The sequence below is a fragment of the Actinoallomurus sp. CA-150999 genome, assembly GCF_050942425.1.
In the GTDB taxonomy this organism is placed as follows: Bacteria; Actinomycetota; Actinomycetes; order Streptosporangiales; family Streptosporangiaceae; genus Actinoallomurus.
The window spans coordinates 8,004,933-8,029,255 of sequence record NZ_CP192063.1 but is presented as its reverse complement, the minus strand read 5'-3'; the positions used below and the strand labels follow the sequence as shown (position 1 = coordinate 8,029,255).

At 71.2% G+C, this 24,323-nt stretch carries 23 protein-coding genes; 15 read left to right on the top strand and 8 right to left on the bottom strand.

Features of this window, described 5'->3' with window-relative positions:
- Positions 1–330 precede the first annotated feature (330 nt).
- Positions 331–624, top strand: a complete 294-nt coding sequence (gene tatA / locus ACQP2O_RS37140) for a Sec-independent protein translocase subunit TatA (protein ID WP_433173473.1) — start codon at positions 331–333, stop codon at positions 622–624.
- 114 nt (positions 625–738) lie between these two features.
- Positions 739–1,065, top strand: coding sequence for a sec-independent translocase (locus ACQP2O_RS37135; RefSeq protein ID WP_433173472.1), 327 nt, complete (start codon positions 739–741; stop codon positions 1,063–1,065).
- A gap of 76 nt (positions 1,066–1,141) precedes the next feature.
- On the opposite strand, the gene ACQP2O_RS37130 is transcribed toward ACQP2O_RS37135, so the two are convergent.
- On the bottom strand, positions 1,142–2,956 hold the full coding sequence (locus tag ACQP2O_RS37130) for a DUF1003 domain-containing protein (RefSeq protein ID WP_433173469.1): 1,815 nt from the start codon (positions 2,954–2,956) through the stop codon (positions 1,142–1,144).
- A 563-nt stretch (positions 2,957–3,519) separates the two neighbouring features.
- Here ACQP2O_RS37130 and ACQP2O_RS37125 point away from each other — a divergent pair.
- On the top strand, positions 3,520–3,954 hold the full coding sequence (locus tag ACQP2O_RS37125) for a DUF6542 domain-containing protein (RefSeq protein WP_433173467.1): 435 nt from the start codon (positions 3,520–3,522) through the stop codon (positions 3,952–3,954).
- Between the two features lie 100 nt (positions 3,955–4,054).
- Positions 4,055–5,644, top strand: a complete 1,590-nt coding sequence (locus tag ACQP2O_RS37120) for an LCP family protein (RefSeq protein WP_433173465.1) — start codon at positions 4,055–4,057, stop codon at positions 5,642–5,644.
- Positions 5,645–5,661: 17 nt separating this feature from the next.
- On the opposite strand, the gene ACQP2O_RS37115 is transcribed toward ACQP2O_RS37120, so the two are convergent.
- The 3 genes from ACQP2O_RS37115 to ACQP2O_RS37105 form a co-directional block, all read right to left on the bottom strand.
- Positions 5,662–6,267 carry a cadmium resistance transporter gene (locus tag ACQP2O_RS37115; RefSeq protein WP_433173463.1) on the bottom strand — a complete coding sequence of 202 codons (606 nt, stop codon included), beginning with the start codon at positions 6,265–6,267 and terminating at the stop codon, positions 5,662–5,664.
- Positions 6,268–6,576: 309 nt separating this feature from the next.
- Complete coding sequence (locus ACQP2O_RS37110; RefSeq protein WP_433173461.1) at positions 6,577–7,536, bottom strand: Gfo/Idh/MocA family protein; 960 nt, start codon at positions 7,534–7,536, stop codon at positions 6,577–6,579.
- Between the two features lie 49 nt (positions 7,537–7,585).
- A complete protein-coding gene (locus ACQP2O_RS37105) occupies positions 7,586–8,227 on the bottom strand; it encodes a TetR/AcrR family transcriptional regulator (RefSeq protein ID WP_433173459.1) in 642 nt (213 codons plus the stop codon).
- Between the two features lie 89 nt (positions 8,228–8,316).
- Here ACQP2O_RS37105 and ACQP2O_RS37100 point away from each other — a divergent pair, with 89 nt between their 5' ends.
- Positions 8,317–9,021: an NAD(P)-dependent oxidoreductase gene (locus ACQP2O_RS37100; RefSeq protein WP_433173457.1), complete on the top strand. Its 705-nt coding sequence runs from the start codon at positions 8,317–8,319 to the stop codon at positions 9,019–9,021.
- A gap of 85 nt (positions 9,022–9,106) precedes the next feature.
- Here ACQP2O_RS37100 and ACQP2O_RS37095 read toward each other — a convergent pair whose 3' ends face one another.
- Complete coding sequence (locus tag ACQP2O_RS37095) at positions 9,107–10,216, bottom strand: alpha/beta hydrolase (RefSeq protein ID WP_433173455.1); 1,110 nt, start codon at positions 10,214–10,216, stop codon at positions 9,107–9,109.
- Positions 10,217–10,227: 11 nt separating this feature from the next.
- On the opposite strand from ACQP2O_RS37095, the gene ACQP2O_RS37090 reads away from it, so the two are divergent.
- The 5 genes from ACQP2O_RS37090 (at position 10,228) to ACQP2O_RS37070 (ending at position 14,291) form a co-directional block, all read left to right on the top strand.
- Positions 10,228–10,872 (top strand): TetR/AcrR family transcriptional regulator, encoded by a 645-nt coding sequence (locus ACQP2O_RS37090; RefSeq protein WP_433173453.1) that lies wholly within the window; start codon positions 10,228–10,230, stop codon positions 10,870–10,872.
- Between the two features lie 75 nt (positions 10,873–10,947).
- Positions 10,948–11,526: a hypothetical protein gene (locus ACQP2O_RS37085; protein WP_433173450.1), complete on the top strand. Its 579-nt coding sequence runs from the start codon at positions 10,948–10,950 to the stop codon at positions 11,524–11,526.
- A 121-nt stretch (positions 11,527–11,647) separates the two neighbouring features.
- Positions 11,648–12,061 (top strand): GntR family transcriptional regulator, encoded by a 414-nt coding sequence (locus ACQP2O_RS37080; protein WP_433173448.1) that lies wholly within the window; start codon positions 11,648–11,650, stop codon positions 12,059–12,061.
- 2 nt (positions 12,062–12,063) lie between these two features.
- Entirely contained in the window at positions 12,064–13,164 is a 1,101-nt protein-coding gene (locus ACQP2O_RS37075) for a DUF1648 domain-containing protein (protein WP_433173446.1), read from the top strand.
- 32 nt (positions 13,165–13,196) lie between these two features.
- Positions 13,197–14,291 (top strand): alpha/beta hydrolase, encoded by a 1,095-nt coding sequence (locus ACQP2O_RS37070; RefSeq protein ID WP_433173444.1) that lies wholly within the window; start codon positions 13,197–13,199, stop codon positions 14,289–14,291.
- Between the two features lie 76 nt (positions 14,292–14,367).
- Here the strand turns inward: ACQP2O_RS37070 and ACQP2O_RS37065 are convergent, their stop codons facing one another.
- The 3 genes from ACQP2O_RS37065 to ACQP2O_RS37055 all read right to left on the bottom strand — a co-directional run bounded on the left by ACQP2O_RS37065 (position 14,368) and on the right by ACQP2O_RS37055 (position 17,690).
- Positions 14,368–15,801 (bottom strand): aldehyde dehydrogenase, encoded by a 1,434-nt coding sequence (locus tag ACQP2O_RS37065; protein WP_433173442.1) that lies wholly within the window; start codon positions 15,799–15,801, stop codon positions 14,368–14,370.
- Positions 15,802–15,918: 117 nt separating this feature from the next.
- A complete protein-coding gene (locus tag ACQP2O_RS37060; protein WP_433173440.1) occupies positions 15,919–16,713 on the bottom strand; it encodes an ABC transporter permease subunit in 795 nt (264 codons plus the stop codon).
- Entirely contained in the window at positions 16,707–17,690 is a 984-nt protein-coding gene (locus ACQP2O_RS37055; protein WP_433173438.1) for an ABC transporter ATP-binding protein, read from the bottom strand. The genes ACQP2O_RS37060 and ACQP2O_RS37055 overlap by 7 nt, the downstream gene beginning before the upstream one ends.
- 111 nt (positions 17,691–17,801) lie before the next feature.
- On the opposite strand from ACQP2O_RS37055, the gene ACQP2O_RS37050 reads away from it, so the two are divergent.
- The 5 genes from ACQP2O_RS37050 (at position 17,802) to ACQP2O_RS37030 (ending at position 24,323) form a co-directional block, all read left to right on the top strand.
- On the top strand, positions 17,802–18,977 hold the full coding sequence (locus ACQP2O_RS37050; protein WP_433173436.1) for a sensor histidine kinase: 1,176 nt from the start codon (positions 17,802–17,804) through the stop codon (positions 18,975–18,977).
- A 52-nt stretch (positions 18,978–19,029) separates the two neighbouring features.
- Positions 19,030–19,704, top strand: coding sequence for a response regulator (locus ACQP2O_RS37045; RefSeq protein WP_433173433.1), 675 nt, complete (start codon positions 19,030–19,032; stop codon positions 19,702–19,704).
- 114 nt (positions 19,705–19,818) lie between these two features.
- A complete protein-coding gene (locus ACQP2O_RS37040; protein WP_433173430.1) occupies positions 19,819–19,974 on the top strand; it encodes a hypothetical protein in 156 nt (51 codons plus the stop codon).
- A gap of 142 nt (positions 19,975–20,116) precedes the next feature.
- Positions 20,117–21,250: an exonuclease SbcCD subunit D gene (locus ACQP2O_RS37035; protein WP_433173428.1), complete on the top strand. Its 1,134-nt coding sequence runs from the start codon at positions 20,117–20,119 to the stop codon at positions 21,248–21,250.
- A 97-nt stretch (positions 21,251–21,347) separates the two neighbouring features.
- Positions 21,348–24,323 carry an AAA family ATPase gene (locus tag ACQP2O_RS37030; RefSeq protein WP_433173426.1) on the top strand — a complete coding sequence of 992 codons (2,976 nt, stop codon included), beginning with the start codon at positions 21,348–21,350 and terminating at the stop codon, positions 24,321–24,323.

The window sequence follows — 24,323 nt, the reverse complement described above, 5'->3', positions numbered from 1 at the left end:
TGACCAGTACGAACGTTGCCAGGCTGTACGCCCGCCACTTGAAGGGGACGGTTCTGAGTCATCTTGGATTATGCTTGTACGGTTGCACAACTATAAGATAAAGATGGTTGGTGGGCTCGCGGATGACGAGGAGTCGGCGCCGATGGAGGTCGGGTGGTCAACGTCGCGCCCACCAAGGCGGTGATGCCCAGGTGTTGATCGTGGTCGTCTCCGGAACCGCGCGCCCTTCATCGCGGCGCAGGTTGAGCACGCCCGGCGTCAGCGACGGCCATCGCCGCCGAGGCCGCGATATGACCCAAAGCGATCTGAATTATCGGCTAGGAGAGGGCGATGGGTGAATTCTCGGTATGGCATTGGTTGATCGTCATCGGGGTATTCGTCGTCTTGTTCGGGTCAGCCAAGCTGCCACAGGCTGCGCGCTCGCTCGGGCGATCGATGCGAATCTTCAAATCCGAGACAAAAGGCTTGATGACCGATGACGGCGACTCGGCTGAAGTGACGATGTCCGTCCAGCAGATGCGTGAGGAGGCCGCGCGCCTTCGGCAGGAGGCCGCCGGCCTGGAGCAGCAGGCCCCGAGGCCGCAGGAACTGAAGGCCCCCGACGCGGCGCGTCAAGGAGACTGACACGCCGACCACGGACTGTCCTGGTAGCCGCAATCCGGTCGGCTGCTCGCGCCACCACGCGGCGCCGATGTGGTCAGTGTCGAGGCGTTGGTTCACGGAGAAAGGGTCTCGACCGTGTTCGACCTCGGGTTCGAGAAAATCGCACTGCTTCTGGTGTTGGCAATAGTCATCTTCGGCCCGGACCAGCTGCCACGCGTCGCCCGCCAAGCCGCGCAGACCCTGCGGCAACTCCGCCGGATGGCCAGTGACGCGACGAGCGAGATCAAGGCCGAGCTCGGATCCGAATACGCCGACCTGAACCTTTCCGATCTCCACCCGCGCCGTTTCGTCCAAAAGCATCTGCTTGACGACCTTGACGATGCTCTTGGAGATGATCCACCCAGCGCCGAGCCTCTTCTTCCCTACGGCGAACGTCCGCCCTATGACCCCGAAGCCACCTGAGGTCCCGGTCAGGGCGCGAGGCGAAGGCTCAACGGCCCTCGGCGTCGCCGGGAACGGATAACGGCAATCGCGTCCGCTACGAAGAACTCTCACAGGACGCCGAGGTCCACGCGGATCCGGGCCGGCCCTGACCCGAAGGATCGAGTTCTGTCGCCTCTTTGACGGTTTCGATCGCTGCGGCCTCGTTGGGCGTGCGGGGCCGAGCGCCCAGGCCGAAGAAGCCACCTTCGTTGTTCGCGTCGGCGACCGTAGTGGCGATCTCCACCAGGAACGCACGGAAGTCGTCCAGTTCCTCGGGCGCCGTCCGGGCGAGGATGGTGCTGGCCGAGCGTATGGCCTGCAACGCAGGCCCCTCGTAGTCGGCATACTCGGTGCCCGCTTGTAGCCTGGTGTCGAAGTCGGACGCTGCGGCCAACTCGCGGATGAATCGCCTCGGATGAGTGATGCTGGCCTCCCGCAGCATCGTGACCAGCGCGAAGATCTCCTCGGAGTCGACGACGCCTTCGGCGAGCGACACCAGCACACCTGAGGCCATGAGCGCCTGATCCAGGGTGGCCCATTCCTCGGGGGTGAAGTCCAGTTCGCCCGGGCCGTCGGAAGTGCCCCTGCCGTTCCGGAGGACCTGGAAGCCCACGTCGGCCAGCAGGACCGGAATGCGCCGTGCCTCATCCACGGCCTGTGCCCGCGCCTCGTCCGAAAGCCGTTCCCAGGGCACCAGGTCGGGACGCGTGCCATCGTCGGGCCCGCCGGGCGGGTCCGCCGGCCTCTGCCTCCTTTGCTCGCCCAGCCATTGCTGGTGCTCCAGCCGGGCCAGCGACTGCGCCTCTTCCTCGTCGAAGGCGATGGCCAGCGCCGGGTCGGCGGCCGGGACCATCAGGTAACCGATCGCGGCCAGCCGCTCACCGATCTGCCGTGCCTGGAGCCGGTTGGCCTCCTTGATCTCCTCCAGCAATTCGTTCCAGGGATGCAACGCGGGCCGGCCGGCCGGCGCCTCACCAGTGTCGGCGGCGGACTGCAGCCGGCTCTTATGGATGGTCTGCGCCAGGTGCTCGGTGACCTGGGCGGTGGTGTAGTCGGCGAGGCTGTCGATGACGCGGTCTTGGGCCGTCAGGCGCGCCTTCATCCGGCGGCATTCGTGCAGGATGGCTTCCGCGTCGAGGAAGGTCTGCTCGGAACGGCGGTCGGCGGCCCGGCTCAGGACGTCTTGGCCGACCATGATGACGACCATGAAGATGAGCTGGGCCAGGGTGGACAAGAACGCCATGAAGGCGAACGGGTACGGATCGAAGCGCTGAACGCCGAGCACGTCCAGAGCGATCCAGATCACCTGTGTTCCGACGGAAATGTAGAAGGCCCACATACTGCCCAGCCGCTGCGTCAGCCAGGCGGCGATTCGGCCATTGACGCCCACGGCCTGGTCGATGGCCTGGGGCGGCGGCTGCACTCGGTGCCGGTCGATCCACGGATGCGGACTCGACTCCAGCAGGCTGACCCCACGGCTGAGCGCGCGGTCCTGCCGGTCCAGGTGCGCCTGCAGGTCCGCGACCCTCTCGAAGATCGCTTCGGCGTTCTCATACGTCTGTACCGCCCGGCGGTCGGCGGCCATACCCAGCACACGCTGACCAACCAAGATCACCGAGCAGAGGACGAGCTGTACGACGTTGTTCAGGAACAGCAGGAACCCGAACGGGTAGGGATCGACCCGGTGTAGCGGGCCCCAGGTCGCCAGGGCCATCCACCCGGTGACGATGATCAGCACGACGTACAGGGCGGGCATCGAACCCACACACCATGTCAGCGCGGCCGCGATGGCACTGTTGAACCCGACCTTCTCATCGGAGATCGTGACCGGGTGTTGCGGTACATCGGTCGCCTGACTGGCAGTACTCACATGTCCCCCTGGACCGGGTCGTTGGCCGCACCCTGAAACGTGGGACGACGAAACACCGGGGAAAGTTTGCATGATTGCTTGAGTGTGCGAAAGTCGCATCATCGCCCTGGTCTTCGTGCTGCCGTTCAGTGCCTGCCGGATCCCGGGCGCTGAGGGACCCGGGGAGCCCGCACCCGTCCGCCGGTCGTCGTTGCGTGATCGCGGTGCGGGTGCGCTCACACTCGTCGGCCGATGATGAGCCGAGTCTGCGGGCTCGTGCCGTATGCTCCCAACAGTTGCTGACTTGTACAAGTGTCGGCATAGACAGAACACTCAGCGGGCGAGCGCCGTCCAACACGGGGAGGATCGAGCCCGCGGCCTTAGGAAGGACGCTGTCGGCATGAGCGGCTATCTACCTGTTCGCCATGTGCAGATCGGTGCGCACGGGTGCGGCGGGTTCGTTTCGTGGCATGTCGAACGCCATGGGACCACGTCGGCCCTGCGGACCGCCGGCGTAGATCGCACTTTCGCGACTTGGCGGCCTGCCGCGCCGTCCCGCCCCTACGGCGACACGGCGGCCGGCGTTGGCGGATGAAGCGGGGCGGCGTTCGGTCGCGGATCGTCAGGGCGGGCGATCGCCGGCAGGCCGCATTCAGTTGACGGGTCTGGGCGGCATCGGCGTCCTGGTCGCGGTTGCGGCCATCGGAGCTCTCGTCGATGGCCTGGCCCGCGGCGGTCCAGGTCTGATCCTGGACGTCAGCGTGGTCGTCGGTGCTGTGCTGGCCGGAATGTTGATCAGTTCCCGGCTGGTGTGGCTGGTCATCCCGATGCCGCCGTTGGTGTTCGCCGTCATGGCGGTGGCCGCGGGTGTCATCGCCGATCACGGCGCGGCCGGCTCCGCGTCACGGCTGGCGGGCGTTGCTGCGGCCTGGGTCGCCAAGGGCTTCGTGGCGATGGCGGCGGCGACCCTGCTGGTGATCGTGATCGTCATTGTTCGTTCGGTGAATCGCCGGTTGTGACACGACCGCCGACCCCATCCCGGGCTGTCCCGGCCCAAGGAATCGGCGTAGGGCGGGGAAACGGGTTGCTCGTGATCTGCAGGTGTTTCGGGGAGGGAACGTGAGTTACGGCCAGAAGGGGCTCTCGCGCTCGGCCGCCCGGGCGCGACGGCGGTCGCCCGCCCGTGCCCGGGCGGGCGAGGGGTATCGCGATGGAGAGGTCAGGCGGCGGCCGGTCCGGCGCCGTCTCGGCCCGGTGGGGATCGTCTGCTACGCCTTGACGTGCATTGCCTCGGTGCTCGTGCTGGTGGCCAGCGGGGTGGGGTATTTCGTTCTCGGCCGTCTGCACGGCCTGGGGACCTCCCACGCGATCCAGGGCCCGAAGTCCAAGGGCGGCGCGGTCAACATCCTGCTGATCGGGCTGGACAGCCGCAAGGACCAGAACGGCAACGATCTACCCGAGGCCATCCTGAGTCAGCTGCACGCGGGGAGCAAACGGGGCGTTGACAACGGCGTCGGCGGATACAACACCAACACGCTGATCCTGCTCCACGTCCCGAACGACGGCAGCCGCGCCACCGCGTTCTCCATCCCACGAGATGACTACGTCACCTACACCGACGCGATCGGCACACAGCAGCAAGGCAAGATCAAGGAAGCCTACGGTGTCACCAAGTACTTCCGGGAGGTCGCACTGTCCAAGCAGGGCGTACACGGCAGCGCACTGGAGCACCAGGGACGCGAGGCCGGCCGCAAGGCCACCATCGCGACGGTACGCAAGCTCACCGGCGTGCCGATCGACCACTTCGCCGAGATCAACCTGGCGGGCTTCTACGATCTGGCCACCGCGCTCGGCGGCGTGGAGGTCTGTCTGAAACACCCGGTGAACGATTCCTTCTCCGGTGCGGACTTCCCCGCCGGACGTCAGCACCTGAACGGATCCCAGGCTCTGGCATTCGTCCGCCAGCGCCACGGATTGACCAACGGCGACCTGGACCGCACCCATCGCCAGCAGGCGTTCCTGTCATCGGCGACCCACCAGCTCCGCAAGGAGGGCGTGTTCGGCGACCTGGGGAAGATGGGTGGTCTCCTGAACGTCGCCAAGAAGGACGTCGTCCTCGACGCCGGCTGGGACGTCGTCGGCTTCGCCCAGCAGGCGCAGAACCTGACCGGTGGGAACGTCGAGTTCCACACCCTGCCGATCGAACGTTACGGACTCGTCCACGGCCAGGACGTCAACATCATCGACCCGGTCAAGGTCAAGACGATCGTACGGTCGGCGTTCTCCTCCGACAGGCCCAAACCGGCGAGCACCGGCACTCCCGGGACCCCCACCGCGCCCCTCACCGTGGACGTACACAACGGGGGCGGTAAGACGGGCCTGGCCGCCCGCATCGCCGACCGCCTGTCCGGCTTGGGCTACACCAAAGGCGACGTCCGCAGCATCAACGCCCGTAACCACACCATCGTCCGTTACGGAACCGGTGCCCGAGCCGCAGCCACCAAGATCGCCCGCTATTTCGGCGTGACGGCCGCCCCAGGCACCACGGTCGCTGCCGGCCATATCGAGATCGACCTCGGCAAAGACGCAACGATGCCCAGCGTGCCGGCCGGCAACAACCATCCAGCCCCCACCCGGCCGGCGGCCATCCCCACCGAAGGAGCCCAAGGCGGCGCTGTCGCCGGAGGCGGCATCCCTTGCGTCAACTGACAACAGAGGGGGCGCGCTCAGAAGATCTCGGTGAGAGCGCCGGATCCGAGCAGGATGATGGCGCCGATGACGACGAACACGGCGGGGACGATCCAGTGTCCCCACCGCTCGATCATCTCGATGGCCTTCTTGTGGGAGCCGAGTCCCGAGCCGATCAGGCAATAGGCGGCGACGCCGGCGAAGAACACGACGATCGTGACGGCGGAGGGGCCGGTGCCGATGGCGCGGAAGACCGGCGGGTAGACGGCCAGGTTGTCGGCGCCGTTGACGATGGTGAGAATCGCAACCGACACCAGGCCGCCGGCCGGGGCCGCCGAGACCTGCGCGCCGGACTGGTGGGCGCGCGCGGCCTTGGTCAGGCCCCACACGCCCAAGGCCAGCGGGAGCAGGCCGAGCAGGCCCACCCACGCGCCGGGGACGACGGTCAGGCCGAGCGCGGCGAGCACCGAGACGGCCACCAAGACGGTGAACCCGGCAGTCTGCCCGGCCCAGATCTGCCATGGCCGGGGTGTCCCACTCACGCGGCCGGACAGGAACAGCACCGCGAGCACGATGATGTCGTCGATGTTGGTCCCGGCGAACAGCCCTGCCGCCGCGGCGATGGTCTGCGCGATGCCGTCCACGGCAGGCGGACCTAGCGGCGTGACCGGCCGGCCCGGCGAAGGCCGGGGCTGCCGGGGTCGAGGATGGACAGTGCGGCCGTCATGCGCGTGGGGCTCGGCCGGTGCATGCTGCACTGTCCTCCGGGTCGGCGTTTCTCAAGGGGCGCGGACGCGCTGCCTGGGCTGTGGCCCTCTTAGACGTGCCCGCCCGGCCGTGCGTTCCCCGCATTGCTCGTGATCTTCTTCCGACAGCGGCGCTTTGGGTTGTCCGGTTCAGCGAGGAGCCTGTCGGTGATGAGGAACAGGCCGAGGGCGAGGGCGGCGAGTTGTTCAGCGCGTGAAGCTGGCGGCGATCTGGTCGAGGGTGCGGACGATGGCGACGGTCTCGTCGAGGGGCATGACGGGTGACTCGGTGAGGCCGGCCTCGAGGCAGCGGGCGACCTCTTCGGCCTGGTAGCCGTAACCGTGGCCCGGCCGGTCGACGGTGAAGGTCTCGGGCTCCGCGCCGGGCCGGTGCAGGGTCATGGCCGACGTCGCCCAGAACGGTGCGGCGACCTCGACGCGGCCGGTCGTGCCGACGACCGTCGCGGTCTGGGGTGAGTCGGTGAGCAGGCCGCAGTGCAGCAGCGCCAACGCGCCCGAGGTGTAGCCGAGCAGGATGCCGGTGTTGGCGTCGACGCCGGTCGGGGCGCTCGTCGTGACCGCCTGCACGCTGTCGGGCTCGCCGAGCAGCATCCACGCGAAGGACACGGGGTAGATGCCCAGGTCGAGCAGTGCGCCGCCGGCGAGCTCGGGTGCCCAGAGGCGGTGCTCCGGGTCGTATTCCGCGGCGAAGGAGAAGTCGGCGTACACCGCCTTCAACTCGCCGATGGCGCCGTCGGCGACCAGCTCGCGCAGCCGGGTGACGACCGGGTTGAACCGCGTCCACATCGCCTCCATGGCGAACAGGCCGCGGTCGCGTGCGAGGGCGACGAGTGCCTCCGCGTCCGCCGCATTCGTGGTGAACGGCTTCTCCACCAGCACCCCGCGTCCGGCCTCCAGGCAGACCCGGGCCGCGTCGAAGTGGCCGTTGTGCGGCGTCGCGACGTACACGACGTCGACCTGCTCGTCGGCCGCGAGCTCGGCGTACGACCCGTACGCGTTCGCGATGCCGTGGCGCTCGGCGAACGCCTCGGCGGTGTGCGGGGCGCGCGAGCCGACCGCCGTCACCTTGTGGCCGAGCAGGAGCAGGTCCTCGGTGAACGTCCGCGCGATGCCACCGGTCCCGAGAATTCCCCACCGAATCGTCATGACCGGGATCGTACGGGTCGGCGGGCCGAGACGAGAATCCCGCGAAACGTCACCGACCCGGGCCGTTGAGTAGCTCCCGGACCAGCGCCTCGCTCCACCACCGCTCGACGCGGTCGGGCGACCAGCCTCGTTCGACGGTGAGGGTGGTGTAGACGTCGATGCTGCACAGACCCGCGTAGATGTCGACCGCCGCCGGCACGTCCAGGCCGTCGCGCAGGGTGCCCTCCGGCCAGGAGGAGAACACCGCCCTGCGGGTCTCGTCGGCCCGCCCGCGGCCGTCGCGGTAGACCGTCGCCAGCTCCGGTTCGGTACGGCCGGCCTCGCGCAGCAGCGCGATGACGTCTCCCGCGCGCTCGTACAGCCGCCGGTCGAAGGCCGCCATCGCCGCCAGCTGCCGTCCGGGACTCGTCTCGTCCGCCTCCAGCTCCGTCAGTTGCCGGGACGGGTCCGCCGACAGGTCGGCGGCGTCCGCGAGGGCCCGGGTCAGTCCCGCCTTGTTGCCGTACACCGAGTAGACCGTCGGCACGGAGACCCCGGCCTCGCGCGCCACGTCGCGTACGGTCGTCGCGGCCCAGCCCTGATCGACGAAGAGCCGCCGTGCGGCGCGGGCGATCTCGGCTCGCGTCTCCAACGCCTGCGTCGTACGGCGCAGCGAGTCGTAACGACGCCGGCCCCCCGCCTCTACTCCCATGCTGTGCACCCTATCCACTTAACGCTACTTATAATTAATATAAGCTGCGTCAAAGGACGTCGTACACCCAAGGCAGGGGAGACAAGCACGTGAAGCTCGTGATCTTCGGGGCCAACGGCCCGACCGGCCGACTCGCCACGGCCCAAGCGCTCGCCGAGGGCCACACCGTCACCGCGGTCACCCGGCACCCGGAGGCGTTTCCCCTGCGCGAGGCCGCGCTGGACGTCGTCAAGGCGGACGCCCTGGACCCCGAGGCGGTGGACCGCGCGGTGGCCGGGCACGACGCGGTGATCTCGACGCTCGGCGTCCACTACGGCTCCGAGGCCACCACCACGTTCTCCGTGTCCATCAAGAACATCATCGAAGCCATGACCGCGCACGGCCTCCGGCGCCTGGTCTGTGTGACCTCCACCGGCGTGCCGATGAAACCCCCGCCCGGCGAGACCCTCATCTATCGCAGGGTGTTCTTTCCAATGCTCCTCAAGATGGGGCGTCCGCTGTACGAGGACGCCGGCCGAATGGAGGGGGTCGTGGTCCGTGCGGACCTCGACTGGACCATCGTCCGCCCGTCGGGACTGTTCGACGGCCCCGCGACCAGCGGCTACACCGTCGGCCCGCCGCAGATGGTCGGCCGGTTCACCTCGCGTCGTGACCTGGCGGACGCGCTCATCCGCGAGGCCGTCGACGATCGCAACGTCCGCTCCGTCGTCGAGGTCATCACCACCGAGGGGACCCCGAGCCTCTACCGCGTGTTCTTGAAGGAGGCGCTCCACATCGGCGGCAGCGGAGCGTGAGGCGCGCGCACCCACCCGGCGCGCCGGGTGGCGGCCTTGATCTCGTCGCGATGACCGACCGGCGTGCTCGGCACGCGCACGAGGTCTAGGCCGCCAGCAGCCGGCGCACCGGGGCCGTGAGGAGGGGCTCGGCGAGCCGTACGGCCGGGCGTTCCGGCGCCAGCCGGGCGAGCAGCCAGCCCCAGGCGCCGACGACCAGCGGCCGGAGGCGCTCGGGCGCGCAGTGCGTGGCGTCGCGGACGATCCACACCGTCGTACGGGGCCGGCGGGCGAGGCCGGTGGTGTCGCCGCGCGGGATGTACTGGTCGTGGGCGCCGTTGACGGCGAGCAGCGGGGTGGTGCCGGGCCGCTCGGCGAGGTGGCGCAGGGAGAAGCGCTCCAACAGCTTCGGCACCTCGTCCGGGGCGGGCGGCGCGTCGAGGCCCATGGCGTTCCCGACGATGCCCGCCATGCCGTACGGGAGGTTCAGAACGTCGACGGGATCGTCGGCGAGTCCGGTCGGGCCGCCGATGTCGACCGCGGCGTCGACGTCGCCGAGCATGGCCAGCTTGGCGGCCCAGTGCCCGCCGAAGCTCAGGCCGAGGTAGCCGACCGGCACCGCGTACGTCTCGCGGAGCGCCGCGATCACCCCGGCGAGGACGCGGTCGCCGTCCCGGTCGAGGGGGAGGCGGGACTCTCCGGTGCCGGGAATGTCGAGCGCGGCGACGAGCAGTCCCGTCGCGCGGGCGGTCGTGACGGCCAGCCGGTGCAGTTCGACCTTCCACGTGTCGACGCCGCCGGACAGCACCAGAACGCCGCGCCGCCTGCCGTGGTTGCGTTCGAAGAGGTGGACGGGCACCGGGGTGGTGCCGTCACCGTACGGGACCTCGAGGGCCCGCCGCTCGAACCGGACCGGGAACCGCACCCGGCGGTACGCCGCGATCTGGCGCTCCAGCGCCGCCTGCCGCTCCTCGGTGGCGAGCGTGGGGAACCGCGCGGCGCCCCAGAGCAGCGCGGCGCGCAGCCACGCGCCGTCGCGTTCGGCGCGCTCGGCGTGGGAGGCCCACACGGGCACCCAGCCGCCGGGCCCGGTGCCCCACATGTCGTGGATGTCGGCGCGTGCCCGCGCAATCAGGTCGCGGGGGATGCCCCACGCGGCGAACTGCGGGGCGCGCTCGTCGAAGGTCGCCTGAGGGTCGGCGGGAAAGGTGAACATGCCTCTAGAATGTGAGCAATCCTCAGTATCTGACAACTCGCATTGGACCCCTCATCCAGACGCCACGGAAAAGACCGCGCCAGCTGCGGTCCCAGGAGACCTACACGGCGATCCTCGACGCCGCTGCTCAGGTTTTCGAGCGCCTCGGCTACTCCGGGGCGACCACGAACAAGATCGCCGAGCGGGCCGGCGTGTCCATCGGCTCGCTGTACCAGTACTTCCCGAACAAGGACGCCCTCCTGTACGCCCTCGGCGAGCGGCACGTCCACCAGCTCGCCGACCACCTGCTGACCGTGTTCGCCCGCCTCCGGGAGACCGCTCCGCCGCTGGAGGAGACGGTGCGCACGATGGTCGGCGCGCTCGCCGACCTGCACGAGATCGACCCGCACACGCACCGGCTGCTGTACGACCAGGCGCCCCGGCCGCCGGAGGCCGCCCGCCGGCTCCGCGAACTGCAGCTCACGCTCGCCGCGGAGGTGGAGGTCCACCTGCGCCGGCTGGGCGTGGGCGGACCGGACGAGGCCCTGACCGCGTTGCTGCTCGTGCAGGCCATCGACGCGCAGGTGCACGGAGCGGTGCTGGACCCACCCGCCGGGCGTACGCCGGGGGAGTGCGTGGAGGCGATCGTCGTCCTGTGCCTTCGCGCCCTTCGGTGACGGTTTTCCGGAACCTGTGATGTTCCGCCACCGTCAGGTGTAATGGCGGTCCGTCGACTCGATCGGAGCGAGCCCATGTACCCCGGGACCCCGAATGCCATCGATCCGGCCGAGGTGCGGCCACGGCGGGTGTGGTTCGTCGTCGCGGCGCTCTGCATCGTCCTCGGCGTCGCGCTCGGCGCGGTGATGCTGGTGTTCGGCATCACCACCGGCGCGGGATCCCGCGACAAGAGGTTCGGTGCCGGTGAGACCGTCACCGTGTCCCTGAAGCCGGACGCCGCCATCTACGTGCCCGAAGAGTCGTACGGCGGGGTGAACTGCCGGGTGGCCTCCGCCTCGGGCCAGGCCGTGTCCGTCACCAGTCCGGATTACCGGTTCACGACGTCGAGCAACGGCGAGAGCTGGCGGGTGGTGAGGCTCGTCCACGTCCCGACCGCCGGTGAGTACCGGGTGACGTGCGACGGGGTCGGCGGGCTGTACGCGGTCGGCCAGGCCCCGCGGCCGTCCCGGTTCGTCATCGGGATCCTGTCGGCGATCGGGTTCTTCATGGTCGGCATCTTCGGCGGGGTGGCCACGGTCATCGTCGTCGCCGTGCGACGGAACCGTTACCGCACGCGGTTCGCGGCCCGGCCGATGGGCCCGCACGTGCTGTAGCCGGACCGGGCGCGCGGGTCCCTGAGGGCCGCGGGCCGGGCTCACGATCGGAACGGTGGCCGGCTCCGTCGGCTCTTTGTTATAGTTTTTCTATAACAAAGAGTCTGGGGGTGGAGACACGGTGATCTTGACGCTCGAGGTGGACGGCGATGTGCCGCTCTACCAGCAGCTACGCGACCGCATCGTGGAGGCGATCGCGGACGGGCGCCTCCACGTCGGGGACTCACTGCCCGCGACGCGGCAGCTCGCGGCGGACCTGGGCATCAACATGCACACCGTCAACAAGGCGTACGACCTGCTGCGCCGCGAGGGGCTGATCCGCCTCGCCCGGCGCACCGGTGCGGTCGTCATCCGCGACGCCTTCACCGGCCCGCCCCCGGCCGGCGTGGCGGACGAATGGGAGGAGCGGGCCCGCACCCTCCTCGCCGAGGCGGTCGCCAAGGGGCTCGACCCGAGCGACGTCACACACCGCGTGCAGCGGATTCTCGACGGATTCCCCGCCGGATCGTCCGTCCGGCCGACCACTGAAAGGTAGCGATGACCGGCGTCACGCTCTTTCCCGTCCTCCTCATCGGGGTCGCGCACTGGCTGATCCCGTCGCTCGTCCCGCCCACCCTGCCCTTCGGGGTCCGCGTGCCGCTCGACCACGCGCACGCGCCGGTCATCGACGCCTGGCGGCGCCGCTACCGGGTCGGTACGGCGGGCGCCACCGCCGCCGCGGCGGTGGCCGTCGTCCTGCTGCGCAGCCCGGCGGCCGGGCCGATCGCCGTCGGCGCGCTCCTCGCGGCGGGAGTGATCCTCTATCTGGCGGCACACCGCGCGATCAGGGAGACCAAGACCTCTGAAGGCTGGTTCGCCGGCCGACGGCAGGTCACCGTCGTCGACACGTCGCTGCGGACCGACCCCGAACGCTACCCGTGGCGCTGGGCCGTCCCCTCACTCCTGCTCACCGCCGCCACGATAGTGATCGGGATCGTCGAGTATCCGCGGATGCCGCAGCGGCTGCCGAGGCACCTGACGCCGTCGGGGCACGCGGAGCGCTTCGCCGACAAGTCGATCGGCACGGTGTTCGGTCCTGTGATCATCGAGGTCCTGACGACCGCGCTCATGGTGACCTTGGCGTGGGTGGTGCTGCGGAGCCGTGCCCGCCTCGACGCCGAGGACCCGCAGGCGGCCGCCCGCCACCGCGGGTTCGTCTCCGCGATGGCCCGCGCGCTGCTGGCCCTGGCCGCCTGTCTCGACCTGACCTTCCTCTTCGCCGCCCTGCAGATCTGGGACCTGATCGGGACCGGACCGGTCGCCGCGGCGGCGGTTCCGGTGACGACGGCGCTCGGCGTGGCGGTGCTACTGATCGTCGTCCTCCGTACGGGACAGGGCGGCAGCCGTCTTCGTCTCGGCTCCGCCCGGAACGAGTACGCAGGTCGGGGCCGTCGTCCCGCGCCGGTCAACCAGGACGACGACCGCTTTTACCGGTGGGGACTCGTTTACTACAACCGCGACGATCCGGCGCTGTTCGTGCCGAAGCGCTTCGGGATCGGGTGGACGTTGAACATGGCCCGGCCCAGCGCCTGGATGCTCCTCGCAGCCACGGTCGCGGTCGCCGTCATCGCTCCGGTCCTCGGCGCATCCACCCATTGACCCGCTTGACCCGCTCATCGAAGGAGACCTCCATGCCGTCGACCGCCACCCGTCTGGGCGCCGTCGTGTTCACCGCAGTCCTGGCCTGTTCCTCGTGCGGCGGCCAGAGCGCCGCACACCGAGCCGTAGATGCCGCGGCCCATGCCACTGAGACCGGCACACGTGACCTCATGTTCCGCAGCGGGCCCGACACGCTGCCCGCGACGCTCCTGTCGCCCGCCGGCGCGGGCGGGCCGGTCCCCGGTGCATTGATCATCTCCGGTAGCGGTCCGACGGACCGCGACGGCAACGACCCTCAGTACCGTCACCTGGACACGAACCGCAACTTCGCAGAGGCGCTCGAGGGCGCGGGCGTCGCATCGCTCCGTTACGACAAGATCGGATCCGGGGCCGCCGGGCTCGGTTCCCACACAGGAGGGAAGGGCATCGACTTCGACCTCTACGCGCAGGAGGCGCTGGACGCCTACCGGACCCTCGCCCACCGACGGGAGGTGGACCCGCGTCGCCTCATCGTGGTGGGCCACAGCGAGGGGGCGCTCTTCGCCCTCTGGCTCGCCGACCGGCTCAGAGGCACGCCGGAGGCGCCTCGGGGACTCATCCTCGCCGCGTCGCCCGGCCATCGCTACCTTGACGTGCTGTCGCGGCAGCTCACCGAGCAGTACCGCGCGGCACAGTCGGCGGGGCGGTTGCCGGCCGCGACCGCGGCGGCCTACATCCGTGATCTGCGGACCGTGGTCGGTACCATCAGGACCACCGGAAAGCCGCCCGCCCATTTCGCGGATCCGGCGGTGGCGTCGCTGTTCACCCCGGTGAACGTGGCCTTCCTGGCCCAGGCCGACCGGCAGGATCCATTCGTCCTGGCACGCCGCCTGGCACCTGGCCTCCCGGTCCTCGTGCTGCGGGGGACGAAGGACGTCCAGGTCGACGCCTCCGAGGTCCGCCGCCTCATGAACGGTCTCGCCGGCGACCATAGGGCGGAGCGGGCCGAGATCCCCGACGCCGACCACGTGTTCAAGGTCGTGACCGGCACGCCGAACCCCGCCACCGACTATCCGGACCCCAACCGGCCCTTCGCGCCGCAGGTCGCCCCGCGGCTGACGACGTTCCTCCGCGGCACGTTCGGCTGAACGTGAGCCCCGGCCGCGACCGGTGAGCGCGGTCCTTGCCCGGGTGTTCCGGGCAAGGACCGCGGCCGTCGGCCGGTCAACCCATGCGGGCGATGGACTTGTACTCCAGGTAGGCGGCGAGGCCCTCGGGGCCGAGCTCGCGGCCGACGCCGCTGCCCTTGTAGCCGCCGAACGGGGACGACGCCTCGATCATGTACATGTTGACCCCGTACGTGCCGGTGCGGACCTGCCGGGCGATCTCCAGCCCGCGGTCGTTGTCGGCCGTCCAGACCGTGCCCGCCAGGCCGTACTCGCTGTCGTTGGCGATCCGTACCGCGTCCGCCTCGTCCTCGTACGGGATGACCGTCAGGACGGGCCCGAAGATCTCCTCGCGAGCGATCCGCATGTCGTTGGTGACGCCCGCGAAGACGGTGGGCGTGACGTACCAGCCGCGGTCGTACGGCCGCCCGGAACCGCCGAGCGCGACCTTGGCGCCCTCCTCCTGGCCGGTCCGGATGTAGCCCTCGACGCGTTCCTGCTGGCGCTTGGCGACGAGCGGGCCGATCTCGGTCGCCGGGTCGGCCGGGTCGCCCACCTTCATTCCGCGTACGGTCTCGGCGAGCGCGTCGACGACCTCGTCGTAGCGGGTGCGGGACGCGAGGATGCGGGTCTGGGCGACGCACGCCTGACCGTTGTTCATCAGCGACGCCATCTTGAGCCAGCCCATCGTCCCGGCGAGGTCGGCGTCGTCGAGGATGATCGCCGCCGACTTGCCGCCGAGCTCGAGCGTGCAGCGCTTCAGCTGTTCGCCGCAGATCGCGCCGATTCGGCGCCCGGCCGCCGTCGACCCGGTGAAGGCGACCTTGTCGACGCCGGGGTGGCGGACGAGGTGCTCTCCGGTCTCCCGCCCGGCGGCGACGATGCTGACCACGCCCTTGGGCACGCCCGCCTCGTTCAGCAGCTCGCCGAGGACGTACCCGTCCAGCGGCGTCTCGGGCGCCGGCTTGATCACGATGGTGCAGCCGGCGATCAGCGCGGGAGCGAGTTTGAGCGCGATGATGAACTGCGGGACGTTCCACGGCACGATCGCGGCGACCACCCCGACCGGCTCGCGGCGGACCGTGACCGGCCCCATCATGCCCGCCCGCTCCTCCTCCCAGGCGAAGCCCTTGCCGAACTCGGCGAAGAAGCCGTAGACGGCGTGGGCCTGCCCGGTCTGGCCGAGCTGGGAGAACGTGATGGGGGAGCCCATCTCGGCGGTGATCAGCTCGGAGAGGTCGCCGAGGCGCTCGGCGTACAGCTCGGTCAGGTGCGCGACGACGGCGGCGCGCTCGGCCGGCGCCATGCGCGGCCAGGGGCCGTGGTCGAACGCCTCCCGCGCCGCCGCGACGGCGCGGTCCACGTCCGCCGGGGTCGCGTCCGGGACCCGGCCGATCACCTCTTCGGTGTGGGGGGAGACGACGTCGATGGTGCCGGTGCCGGCGGGCGCGACCCACTCGCCGCCGATGTAGAGCCGATCGTGTTCACGCATGCCGTACCTCCGGAGGCGGGAGGAGCCTTGACCGAGTGCTTGCTTGGTATCTTCTCCATCCGTTCCGTTCCTGTCCACCGTGGCCTCGGTCACGGTACGTCCCGCCCCTCGCTGAAGTCAGGCGTCGCGGCGGCGTACGAGAAGGTAGCCACCGACGCAGGCGGCCGTGGCCCAGATCACGAGGATGCCCAGCGCGGTCCACGGCCCGAAGGGGCGATGCGAGATGAACGACTTCTCCGGCTTCACCACCTGCATCATCACCTGCCCCACCTGATCGGGAAGGAACTGTGCGACCGTCCGGACCTTCGGGACGTTGCCGAGCCCCTGGGAATCGAGGAAGAGCAACGGGATCATGATCCCCAGCGAGAGCGCCGTACTGCGCAGCATGGTCGCCACGCCGATCGCGAAGGCGCAGAGCAGCGTCAGGTAGACGCACGCGAACACGACCGCGCGCAGCACTCCCGGTTCGCTGAGAGTGGTGCCGTGCGGGCCGAGCGCGGCTTGTGCCGTGAAGAACGTCAGCAAGACGGTGAACAGGGAGAACACCAAGGTCACCATCGTCGCGGCCAGCACCTTGGCGGCGTAGAACATGCCCCGGTGCGGCACCGCCGCGAGGGAGGCACGGATCGTGCCGCTCGTGTACTCGGTGCCGACGCACAGTACGCCGAAGACGACCAGCGAGATCTGGCCGAGCGTCAGGCTGTAGAAGCCGGTCGTGACGGGGTCGAAGTTGGCGCGTGCCCGCGGGTCCATCCGGTTGTCGAAGCCGTGGCGCAGGGACAGACAGAGGAGGATGCCGAGTCCCACGCTGAGGATGAGGGCCAGCGCGAGGGTCCACGCCGTGGACCGAACGGTGCGGATCTTGATGAATTCGGCACCGAGGGCCGCTCGCGCGGAAACGGTGTTCACCACTGCGGACCTCCAGCCTGGTGTCCAGCGCGGTAGTCGACGACGTCCCCGGTGAGCCGCATGAACGCCTCTTCCAGCGAGGCGGTCTGCGTCGCGACCTCGTGCACGATCAATCCGCTGGCGGCGGCGATCTCACCGATCGTCGCGGCCTCGGTGCCGTCCGCCTCGAGCGTGCCGTCCGCGGCCTGGGTCACGGTGACGCCGGCCGCGGCGAGCGCATTCCACATTCGCTCCGGCTCGGGTGTCCGGACCCGTACGAACGAACGAGTGTGGGCGGCGACGAATTGGGTCACGGTGGTGTCGGCGAGCAACCGGCCGCGGCCGATCACGACCAGGTGGTCGGCGGTCAGCGCCATCTCGTTCATGAGATGACTCGAGACGAAGACCGTTCTGCCCTCGGCGGCCAGCTTCTTCATCAGGTTCCGGATCCACACGATGCCCTCGGGGTCCAGCCCGTTCAGCGGTTCGTCGAAGAGGAGCACCGGCGGGTCGCCGAGGAGAGTCGCGGCGATGCCGAGTCGCTGGGACATGCCGAGGGAGAATCCCTTGGACCGTTTCCGGGCGACGCTCTCCAGCCCGACCAACGCCAGTACCTCCCGGACCCGTGTCTTCGGGATCCGGTTGCTGCGCGCCAGCCACCACAGGTGGTCCTGTGCCCGGCGGCCGCGGTGCACGGCCGTGGCCTCGAGCAACGCCCCGACCCGCCGCAGCGGCTCGGTCAGCCGATCGTAGGGCCGCCCGTCGATGAGAACCCGGCCCGTGGCCGGGCGATCGAGGCCCAGCATCATCCGCATCGTGGTGGACTTCCCGGCGCCGTTCGGTCCGAGGAAGCCGGTCACCTGACCCGGGCGGACCGTGAAGGACAGCCGGTCGACCGCGACCGTGTCGCCATATCTCTTGGTGAGGTTCTGCACTTCGATCACGGTCTCGACGCTGCCGTACGGCGGCCCTCCGGCGCTTCGGAGCAGGGGCCGAATCATGACCTCCTCCGCGGCGCGTAGGCCGTGTCCCGGCGCGCGCCCGCCTCCGACCGGGGGATGAGGGACCCCGGTCGGAGGCGGGCGCGGGCACGGCCCGGTACGGTTCGGGCCGTGCCCGACCTCGATCCACCGCCGGTCTTCCCACGGCGGCTCAGCCGCCGCCGGCTGATCGTCCTCGACGCCGCGGCCGCGGCCGGATCGACGCTGGTCCTGCTCGTCATCGCCTTCGCGCGACCGCTGGACCTGCCGACGTGGGCGACCTGGCTGCTCGTCGGAGCGCTCGGGCTGCCGGTCGCGGTACGGCGCCTGTGGCCGCTGCCCGTCTTCGGGATCGTGTTCGCGGCGTCCCTGGCGGCGATGTTCTTCGGGATCGGGTGGAACGCCCTGTTCCTCCCCGCGTACGCGCTGTACATGGTCGCGCTGACCGCGCCCCGGCATCCGAGGGAGCCCACCCTGGTCATCGCGGGGATCAGCGCGTTCGGGCTGCTCGTGGGGACGATGGCCGGGCCCCGCGGCGGCGCCGGGATCGCGACGGACCTGATCCTCACCGGCCCACCGGTGCTGGGCGGGGCGTGGACGATCGGCCGGGCCGTACGCGAACGCCGCGCGTACGCCGCACGGGCGGCCGAGCAACTCGCCGAACGCGCCGTCACCGAGGAGCGCCTGCGGATCGCGCGGGAACTGCACGATGTCGTGTCCCACACCCTCAGCCTGATCGGCGTCAAGGCCGGGGTCGCCGGCTACGTCCTGCGGTCCCGTACGCCCGGGGACGAGGACGCGGAGGTACGCGACGCCCTGGACGTCATCGAGACCACGAGCCGCGACGCGCTCGTCGAGATGCGCCACATGCTCGGCATGCTCCGCTCCGACGAGGCGTCCCCCGACCTGCGGCCCGCTCCCGGCTTCGCCGGCCTGCCCGAGCTCCGCGAACGCGCCGCGACGGCCGGCGTCCGCGTCGACCTGACCGTCCGCGGCGTGGACGGCCTGCCCGAGGGGATGGGCCGCTCGGTGTACCGGATCGTGCAGGAGGCGGTGACCAATGTCGTCCGGCACGCGGCCCCGGCCCGCTGCCGGATCGTGGTGGAGGGCGACAAGGACGAGGTACGGATCCGGGTGACCGATGACGGGCCGGGGGGCCGCCTGCTCCCCGGGACGCCCGGACACGGCATCATCGGGATGCGGGAACGCGCCCACATGCACGGCGGCACGCTGACGGCCGGGCCGCGCCCCGAAGGCGGGTTCGAGGTGTCGGCCCGCCTGCCCCGCCGCGCCCCGGAGGATTCGTGATCGCTCCTGTCCCGGTCGGTGACGACCGGTCCCGCCATGCCCCGGAGGATTCGTGACCGAGCCCGTACGCGTCCTGGTCGCCGACGACCAGGCCCTGCTGCGCGGCAGCTTCCGCGTCCTCGTCGACACCGCCGCGGACCTGACGGCGGTCGGGGAGGTGGGGACCGGCACGGAGGCCGTCGAGTTCGCCTTCCGTGAGCGGCCGGACGTGGTGCTGATGGACGTCCGCATGCCGGAGATGGACGGTATCGAGGCGACCCGGCGGATCTGCGGCCCGGACGGACCGCCCGGCGTCCGGGTGCTCATCCTCACGACGTTCGACCTGGACGAGTACGTCCACTCCGCGCTTCGCGCGGGGGCCAGCGGCTTTCTGCTGAAGAACACCCCTCCCGCCGACCTGCTCGCGGGCATCCGGGTCATCGCCTCCGGCGACGCGCTGCTCGCGCCCGCCGTGACGCGGCGGCTCATCGCGGAGTTCGCCCGGCGGCCGCTGCCCGCCCGCCAACCCGCCCGCGAACTGGAGGGCCTGACCGGCCGGGAGCGCGAGGTGCTCGCGCTGATCGCCCGCGGCCTGTCCAACGGCGAGATCGCCGAGCATCTGCACCTCAGCCCGGCGACGGTGAAGACGCACGTCGGGAACCTGCTCGCCAAGCTCGCCGCCCGCGACCGCGCCCAGCTCGTGATGGTCGCCTACGAGACCGGGCTGGTCACGCCGAACCCGCGCTGACCACTTCGCCGAAGACCGTCCGAACACGCGGCCCCCGGTGACGGCTAAGACCCGTGTGACGTGCGATAATGGGGGCACCTTCGGTCAAATTCTGATGTGCCAGTGGATACCCCCATGCCTAAGTTCCGTCGAGTCGTACACCGCCTCGTCCATCGCCCCATCGTCCCGACCCACCGACTCGTGGAGAACTCGGAGAAGTGGGAGCGGCTCGCCACCTCCGAGGAGCGAGCCCAGCTGCTCGCCAAGTCCGACATGAGGAAAGCGGCCTGACAAGGCAGTGCCCTCTGAATGACCCGCCCCCGGCGAGATGCTCGCCGGGGGTCCGTCGTTTCTAGGGGATTAATCTCACGAATGCGACGCACTGCGGTGTGTGAGCCGGATGTTGTCGGTGGGGCCTGTTAGCTTGCCGACCATGCCCCGGCTGCTGCACACGTCCGACTGGCACCTCGGCCGGTTCTTTCACCGCGAGGACATGCTCGGCGCGCAGGCGGCGTTCGTCGACCACCTCGTCGAGACGGTCCGGTCCGAGCGGGTCGACTGCGTGCTGGTCTCCGGCGATCTCTACGACCGGGCGCTGCCGCCCGTCGACGCGGTCGCGCTGTGCAACGAGGCGCTGGGGCGGCTGACGGCCGAGAAGGTCCGCGTCGTCGTGATCAGCGGCAACCACGACTCCGCGCGGCGGCTGGGCTTCGGCGCCGACCTGATGGACGCCGCCGGCGTGCACCTGCGCACCGACCCGGAGGCGGTCGGCCGGCCGGTGCTCCTCGACGACGGCACCGCGATCTACGGCATCCCCTACCTCGAGCCCGAGGTGGTCCGCGGCCGGTGGGAGCTGCCCGAGCGCGGCCACGGCGCCGCGCTGACCGAGGCGATGCGCCGGATCCGCGCCGACCTGGCGGAGCGCGGCGGCCGGTCGGTGGTGCTCGCGCACGCCTTCGTCACCGGGGGAGAGGCGAGCGACAGCGAGCGCGACATCGCGATCGGCGGGATCGCCAGCGTGCCGATGAGCGTGTTCGACGGCGTCGACTACGCCGCCCTCGGCCACCTGCACCGCGCACAGCCCCTCTCCGCGAGGGTGCGCTACGCCGGCTCCCCGCTGGCCTACTCGTTCTCCGAGGACGCGCATGTCAAGGGCAGCTGGCTGGTCGATCTCGGTGAGACCGTCCACGCCGAGTTCGTCGACGCGCCGGTGCCCCGCCGGATCAAGCGCATCAAAGGCCGCATCGACGACCTGCTCACCGGCGAGCACCTCGTCGCGTACGAGGATCACTGGCTGCAGGTGACGCTCACCGACGCGGAGCGCCCCACGGGCGCGATGGACCGCCTGCGGCGCCGCTTCCCGCACGTCCTCGCCCTGGCCTTCGAGCCGGAGGAGACGACGGACACCGGCGAGCGGACCTGGGCGGAGCGCGTCCAGGGCCGCGCCGACACCGAGATCGCCTCCGACTTCGTCGCGGAGGTGCGCGGCGCGCCGCCGGACGAGGCCGAGCGCGCGCTGCTGGACGAGGCGTTCGAGCATCACCGGCGCGCGGAGGCGGCCCGGTGAGCCGCCGCCGGCAAGACCCGGCGCGACCGTACGAGGAGGCGGCCCGGCTGAGAGTCCACGAGAACGGCCCGGAGCGACCGCACGAAGGGGCGGCCCGGTGAGACTTCACCACCTCACGATCACGGCCTTCGGGCCGTTTCCCGGGACCGAGCGGATCGACTTCGACGCGCTGTCCGAGGCCGGGCTGTTCCTCATCAACGGTCCCACCGGCGCCGGGAAGACGAGTGTGCTCGACGCCGTCTGCTTCGCGCTGTACGGCCGGGTGCCGAGCGTCCGCAACGACGCGAAGAACCTCCGCAGCCACCACGCTCCGCCCGACCGCTCGCCGGAGGTCGTCTGCGAGGTGACGATCCGGGGGCGGCGGTTCCGCATCACCCGGTCGCCGCGCTGGGACCGGCCGAAGCTGCGTGGCACGGGTACGACGGAGGAGAAGGCCAAGGTTCTGCTCCAGGAGCGGCGCGGCGGTGAGTGGGAGGCCCTGTCGACCCGGTTCGAGGAGGCGGGGCAGAAGATCGGTGATCTGCTCGGCATGTCGGCGGAGCAGTTCTGTCAGGTGGTGTTGCTGCCGCAGGGCGACTTCGCGGCGTTTCTGCGCGCCGACGCCGAGAAGCGGCGCGGTGTGCTCGAGCGGCTCTTCGCGACCGAGGCCTTCACCGAGGTCGAGCGGTGGCTCCGCGACAAGCGGCAGGAGACCGGCCGGGAGGCCGACGTGCTGCGCGCCACCGCCGGGTCCGTCGCCGACCGCGCCGCCGAGGCGGCCGGCGCCGAGCGCCCCGAGCTGGACCCCGACGCCCTCGCGGCGTGGGCGGCCGAGCTGTCGGCGCACATGAACGACATCCGTACGGCCGCCGAGGACCGGGTGGCCGCCGCGGCGAGCATCCTGGCGGCGGCACGGACCGCGGCCGAGCACGGGCGCGCCGTCGCCGACCGGAGGCGGCGCCACGCCGACGCCCACGCCCGCGCGGCGGCGCTGGCCGACGGGGCCGTCGCCCGGGCCGCCGTGGCCGACGCGCTCCGCGCGGCCGAGCGCGCCCGCCGCGTCCTGCCGCTGCTGCACGGCGCCGAGGCCCGCGCCGCCCGCCGTACCGAAGCCGAGACCATGGCCGTCCGGCGGCGGGAGGTCGTCGCCCGGCTGGTCTCCGACACCGCCGACGCCGACGTCCTGCGCAAGGAGGAGCGGACCCGCCGCGAGGAGGTCGCGGTCCTCGAGCAGCGGCGCGGCGACGAGCACCGGCTGGCCGCGATCGGCCGGGAGCTGAAGGACGCGGATTCGGAGGGCCAGGACCTCGACGCGCGCGAGGCCGAGCTGACGCTGTTCCTCACCGACTCCCCGCGCTACCGCGAGACCCTGTCCGCGCGACTGGAGCAGACCCGCGCCCGGCTCGCCGCCCGCCCCGTGGCGGAGGCCGCGGTCGAGGCCGCCGACCGGCGGCTGGAGGCCGCGCAGCGGCGCGACGCGCTGGTGGTGGCGCTCGCGGAGGCCGACGAGGAGCACCGTGCCGCGACCGACGCCGCCCAGGCGGCCCGCGACGCCTTCCAGGAGATCCGCCAGGCGAGGCTGGAGGGCATGGCCGCCCGGCTCGCGCACGAGCTGCGGCCCGGCGAGCCCTGCGGGGTCTGCGGCTCACCCGAGCATCCGGTTCCCGCCACCGCCGGCGGGGAGATCCCGGACGACGACGCCGAGTCGGCCGCCGAAGCCGCGTACGAGCGGGTCCGCGAGGGCCGCGAGGAGATCGCCGCGCGCCTCGCCGAGCTGCGGGCCGAGCAGTCCGCGGCGGCCAAGGACGCCGGGGACGAGGCCGCCGACGACCTGCGCACCGCTCTCGCCGCCGTGCAGGGCGAGCTGACCGCGCTCACCGCCGCCGAGGCCGACGCCGAACGCCTCGAAGAGGAGCTTCGGCAGGTCGACGCCGAGTACGAGGAGGCGCGGGACCGGCAGGAGGAGGTCGTGACCACGCTCGCGGAGAACCGCGCGCGCCGCGTCGCCCTGACCGCCGACGCGCTCCGTCTCCGCACCGGGCTCGACGCGGCCCGCGGTGACGATCCGACCCTGGAGGCCCGCATCCGCCGTCTCGGTGACGAGGCCGACCTGCTCCGCGGCACCGCCACCGCGATCGAACATCTGAAGGCCGCCGCGGACGACGCCGACACCGCGTGGCGGGAGGCCGCCGACGCCGCCGAGGCCGAGGGCTTCCCCACGGTCGACGCCGTACGCTCCGCCGTCGTCGACGACGCCATGCGCGACGAGCTGACCCGGCAGGCGAAGGCCTACGACGACGAAGAGGCCAGGGTCGCCGCGCTGCTGAACGACGCCGAGCTCGCCGCGGCCGCCGCCGAGCCACCGCCCGACCTCGACGCCCTCGAGTCGACGCTGGCCGACGCCGAGCAGGCGCACCAGGCGGTCTCGTCGGCGCGCGACCGCGCCCGGCACCGCCGCGACCGGCTCACCGCGCTCGCCGCCGAGCTGCGGGAGCAGTCCGCGGCCTGGCGTCCGGTCGCCGGCCATCACGAGGTCGTGGCCCGGCTCGCCGCCGTCGCCTCCGGCGACCCGGCGGTGAACACCGCGCGGATGCGACTGTCGGCGTACGTCCTGGCCGCCCGGCTGGAGCAGGTCGTGGCCGCCGCCAACGAACGGCTCGCCCGCATGTCCGCGGCGCGCTACATCCTCGAGCACACCGTCGAGCGCGTGGCGGGCGAGAAGGGCCGCCACGGCACCGGCGGTCTCGGCCTGCGCGTCATCGACACCTGGACCGGCCAGCGCCGCGACCCCGCCACCCTGTCCGGCGGGGAGACCTTCATCGCCTCCCTCGCCCTCGCCCTCGGCCTGGCCGACGTCGTGACCGTCGAGGCGGGCGGCGCGGAGATCGGCACACTGTTCGTCGACGAGGGGTTCGGCACGCTCGACGAGGAGACCCTCGACGAGGTGATGGACGTCCTCGACGGCCTGCGCGACGGCGGCCGCGCGGTGGGCATCGTCAGCCACGTCGCCGAGCTGCGCACCCGCATCCCCGCCCAGCTCCGCGTCCGCAAGGCCCGTACGGGCTCGGCCCTCGCCGTGATCGGGGTCGCCTGA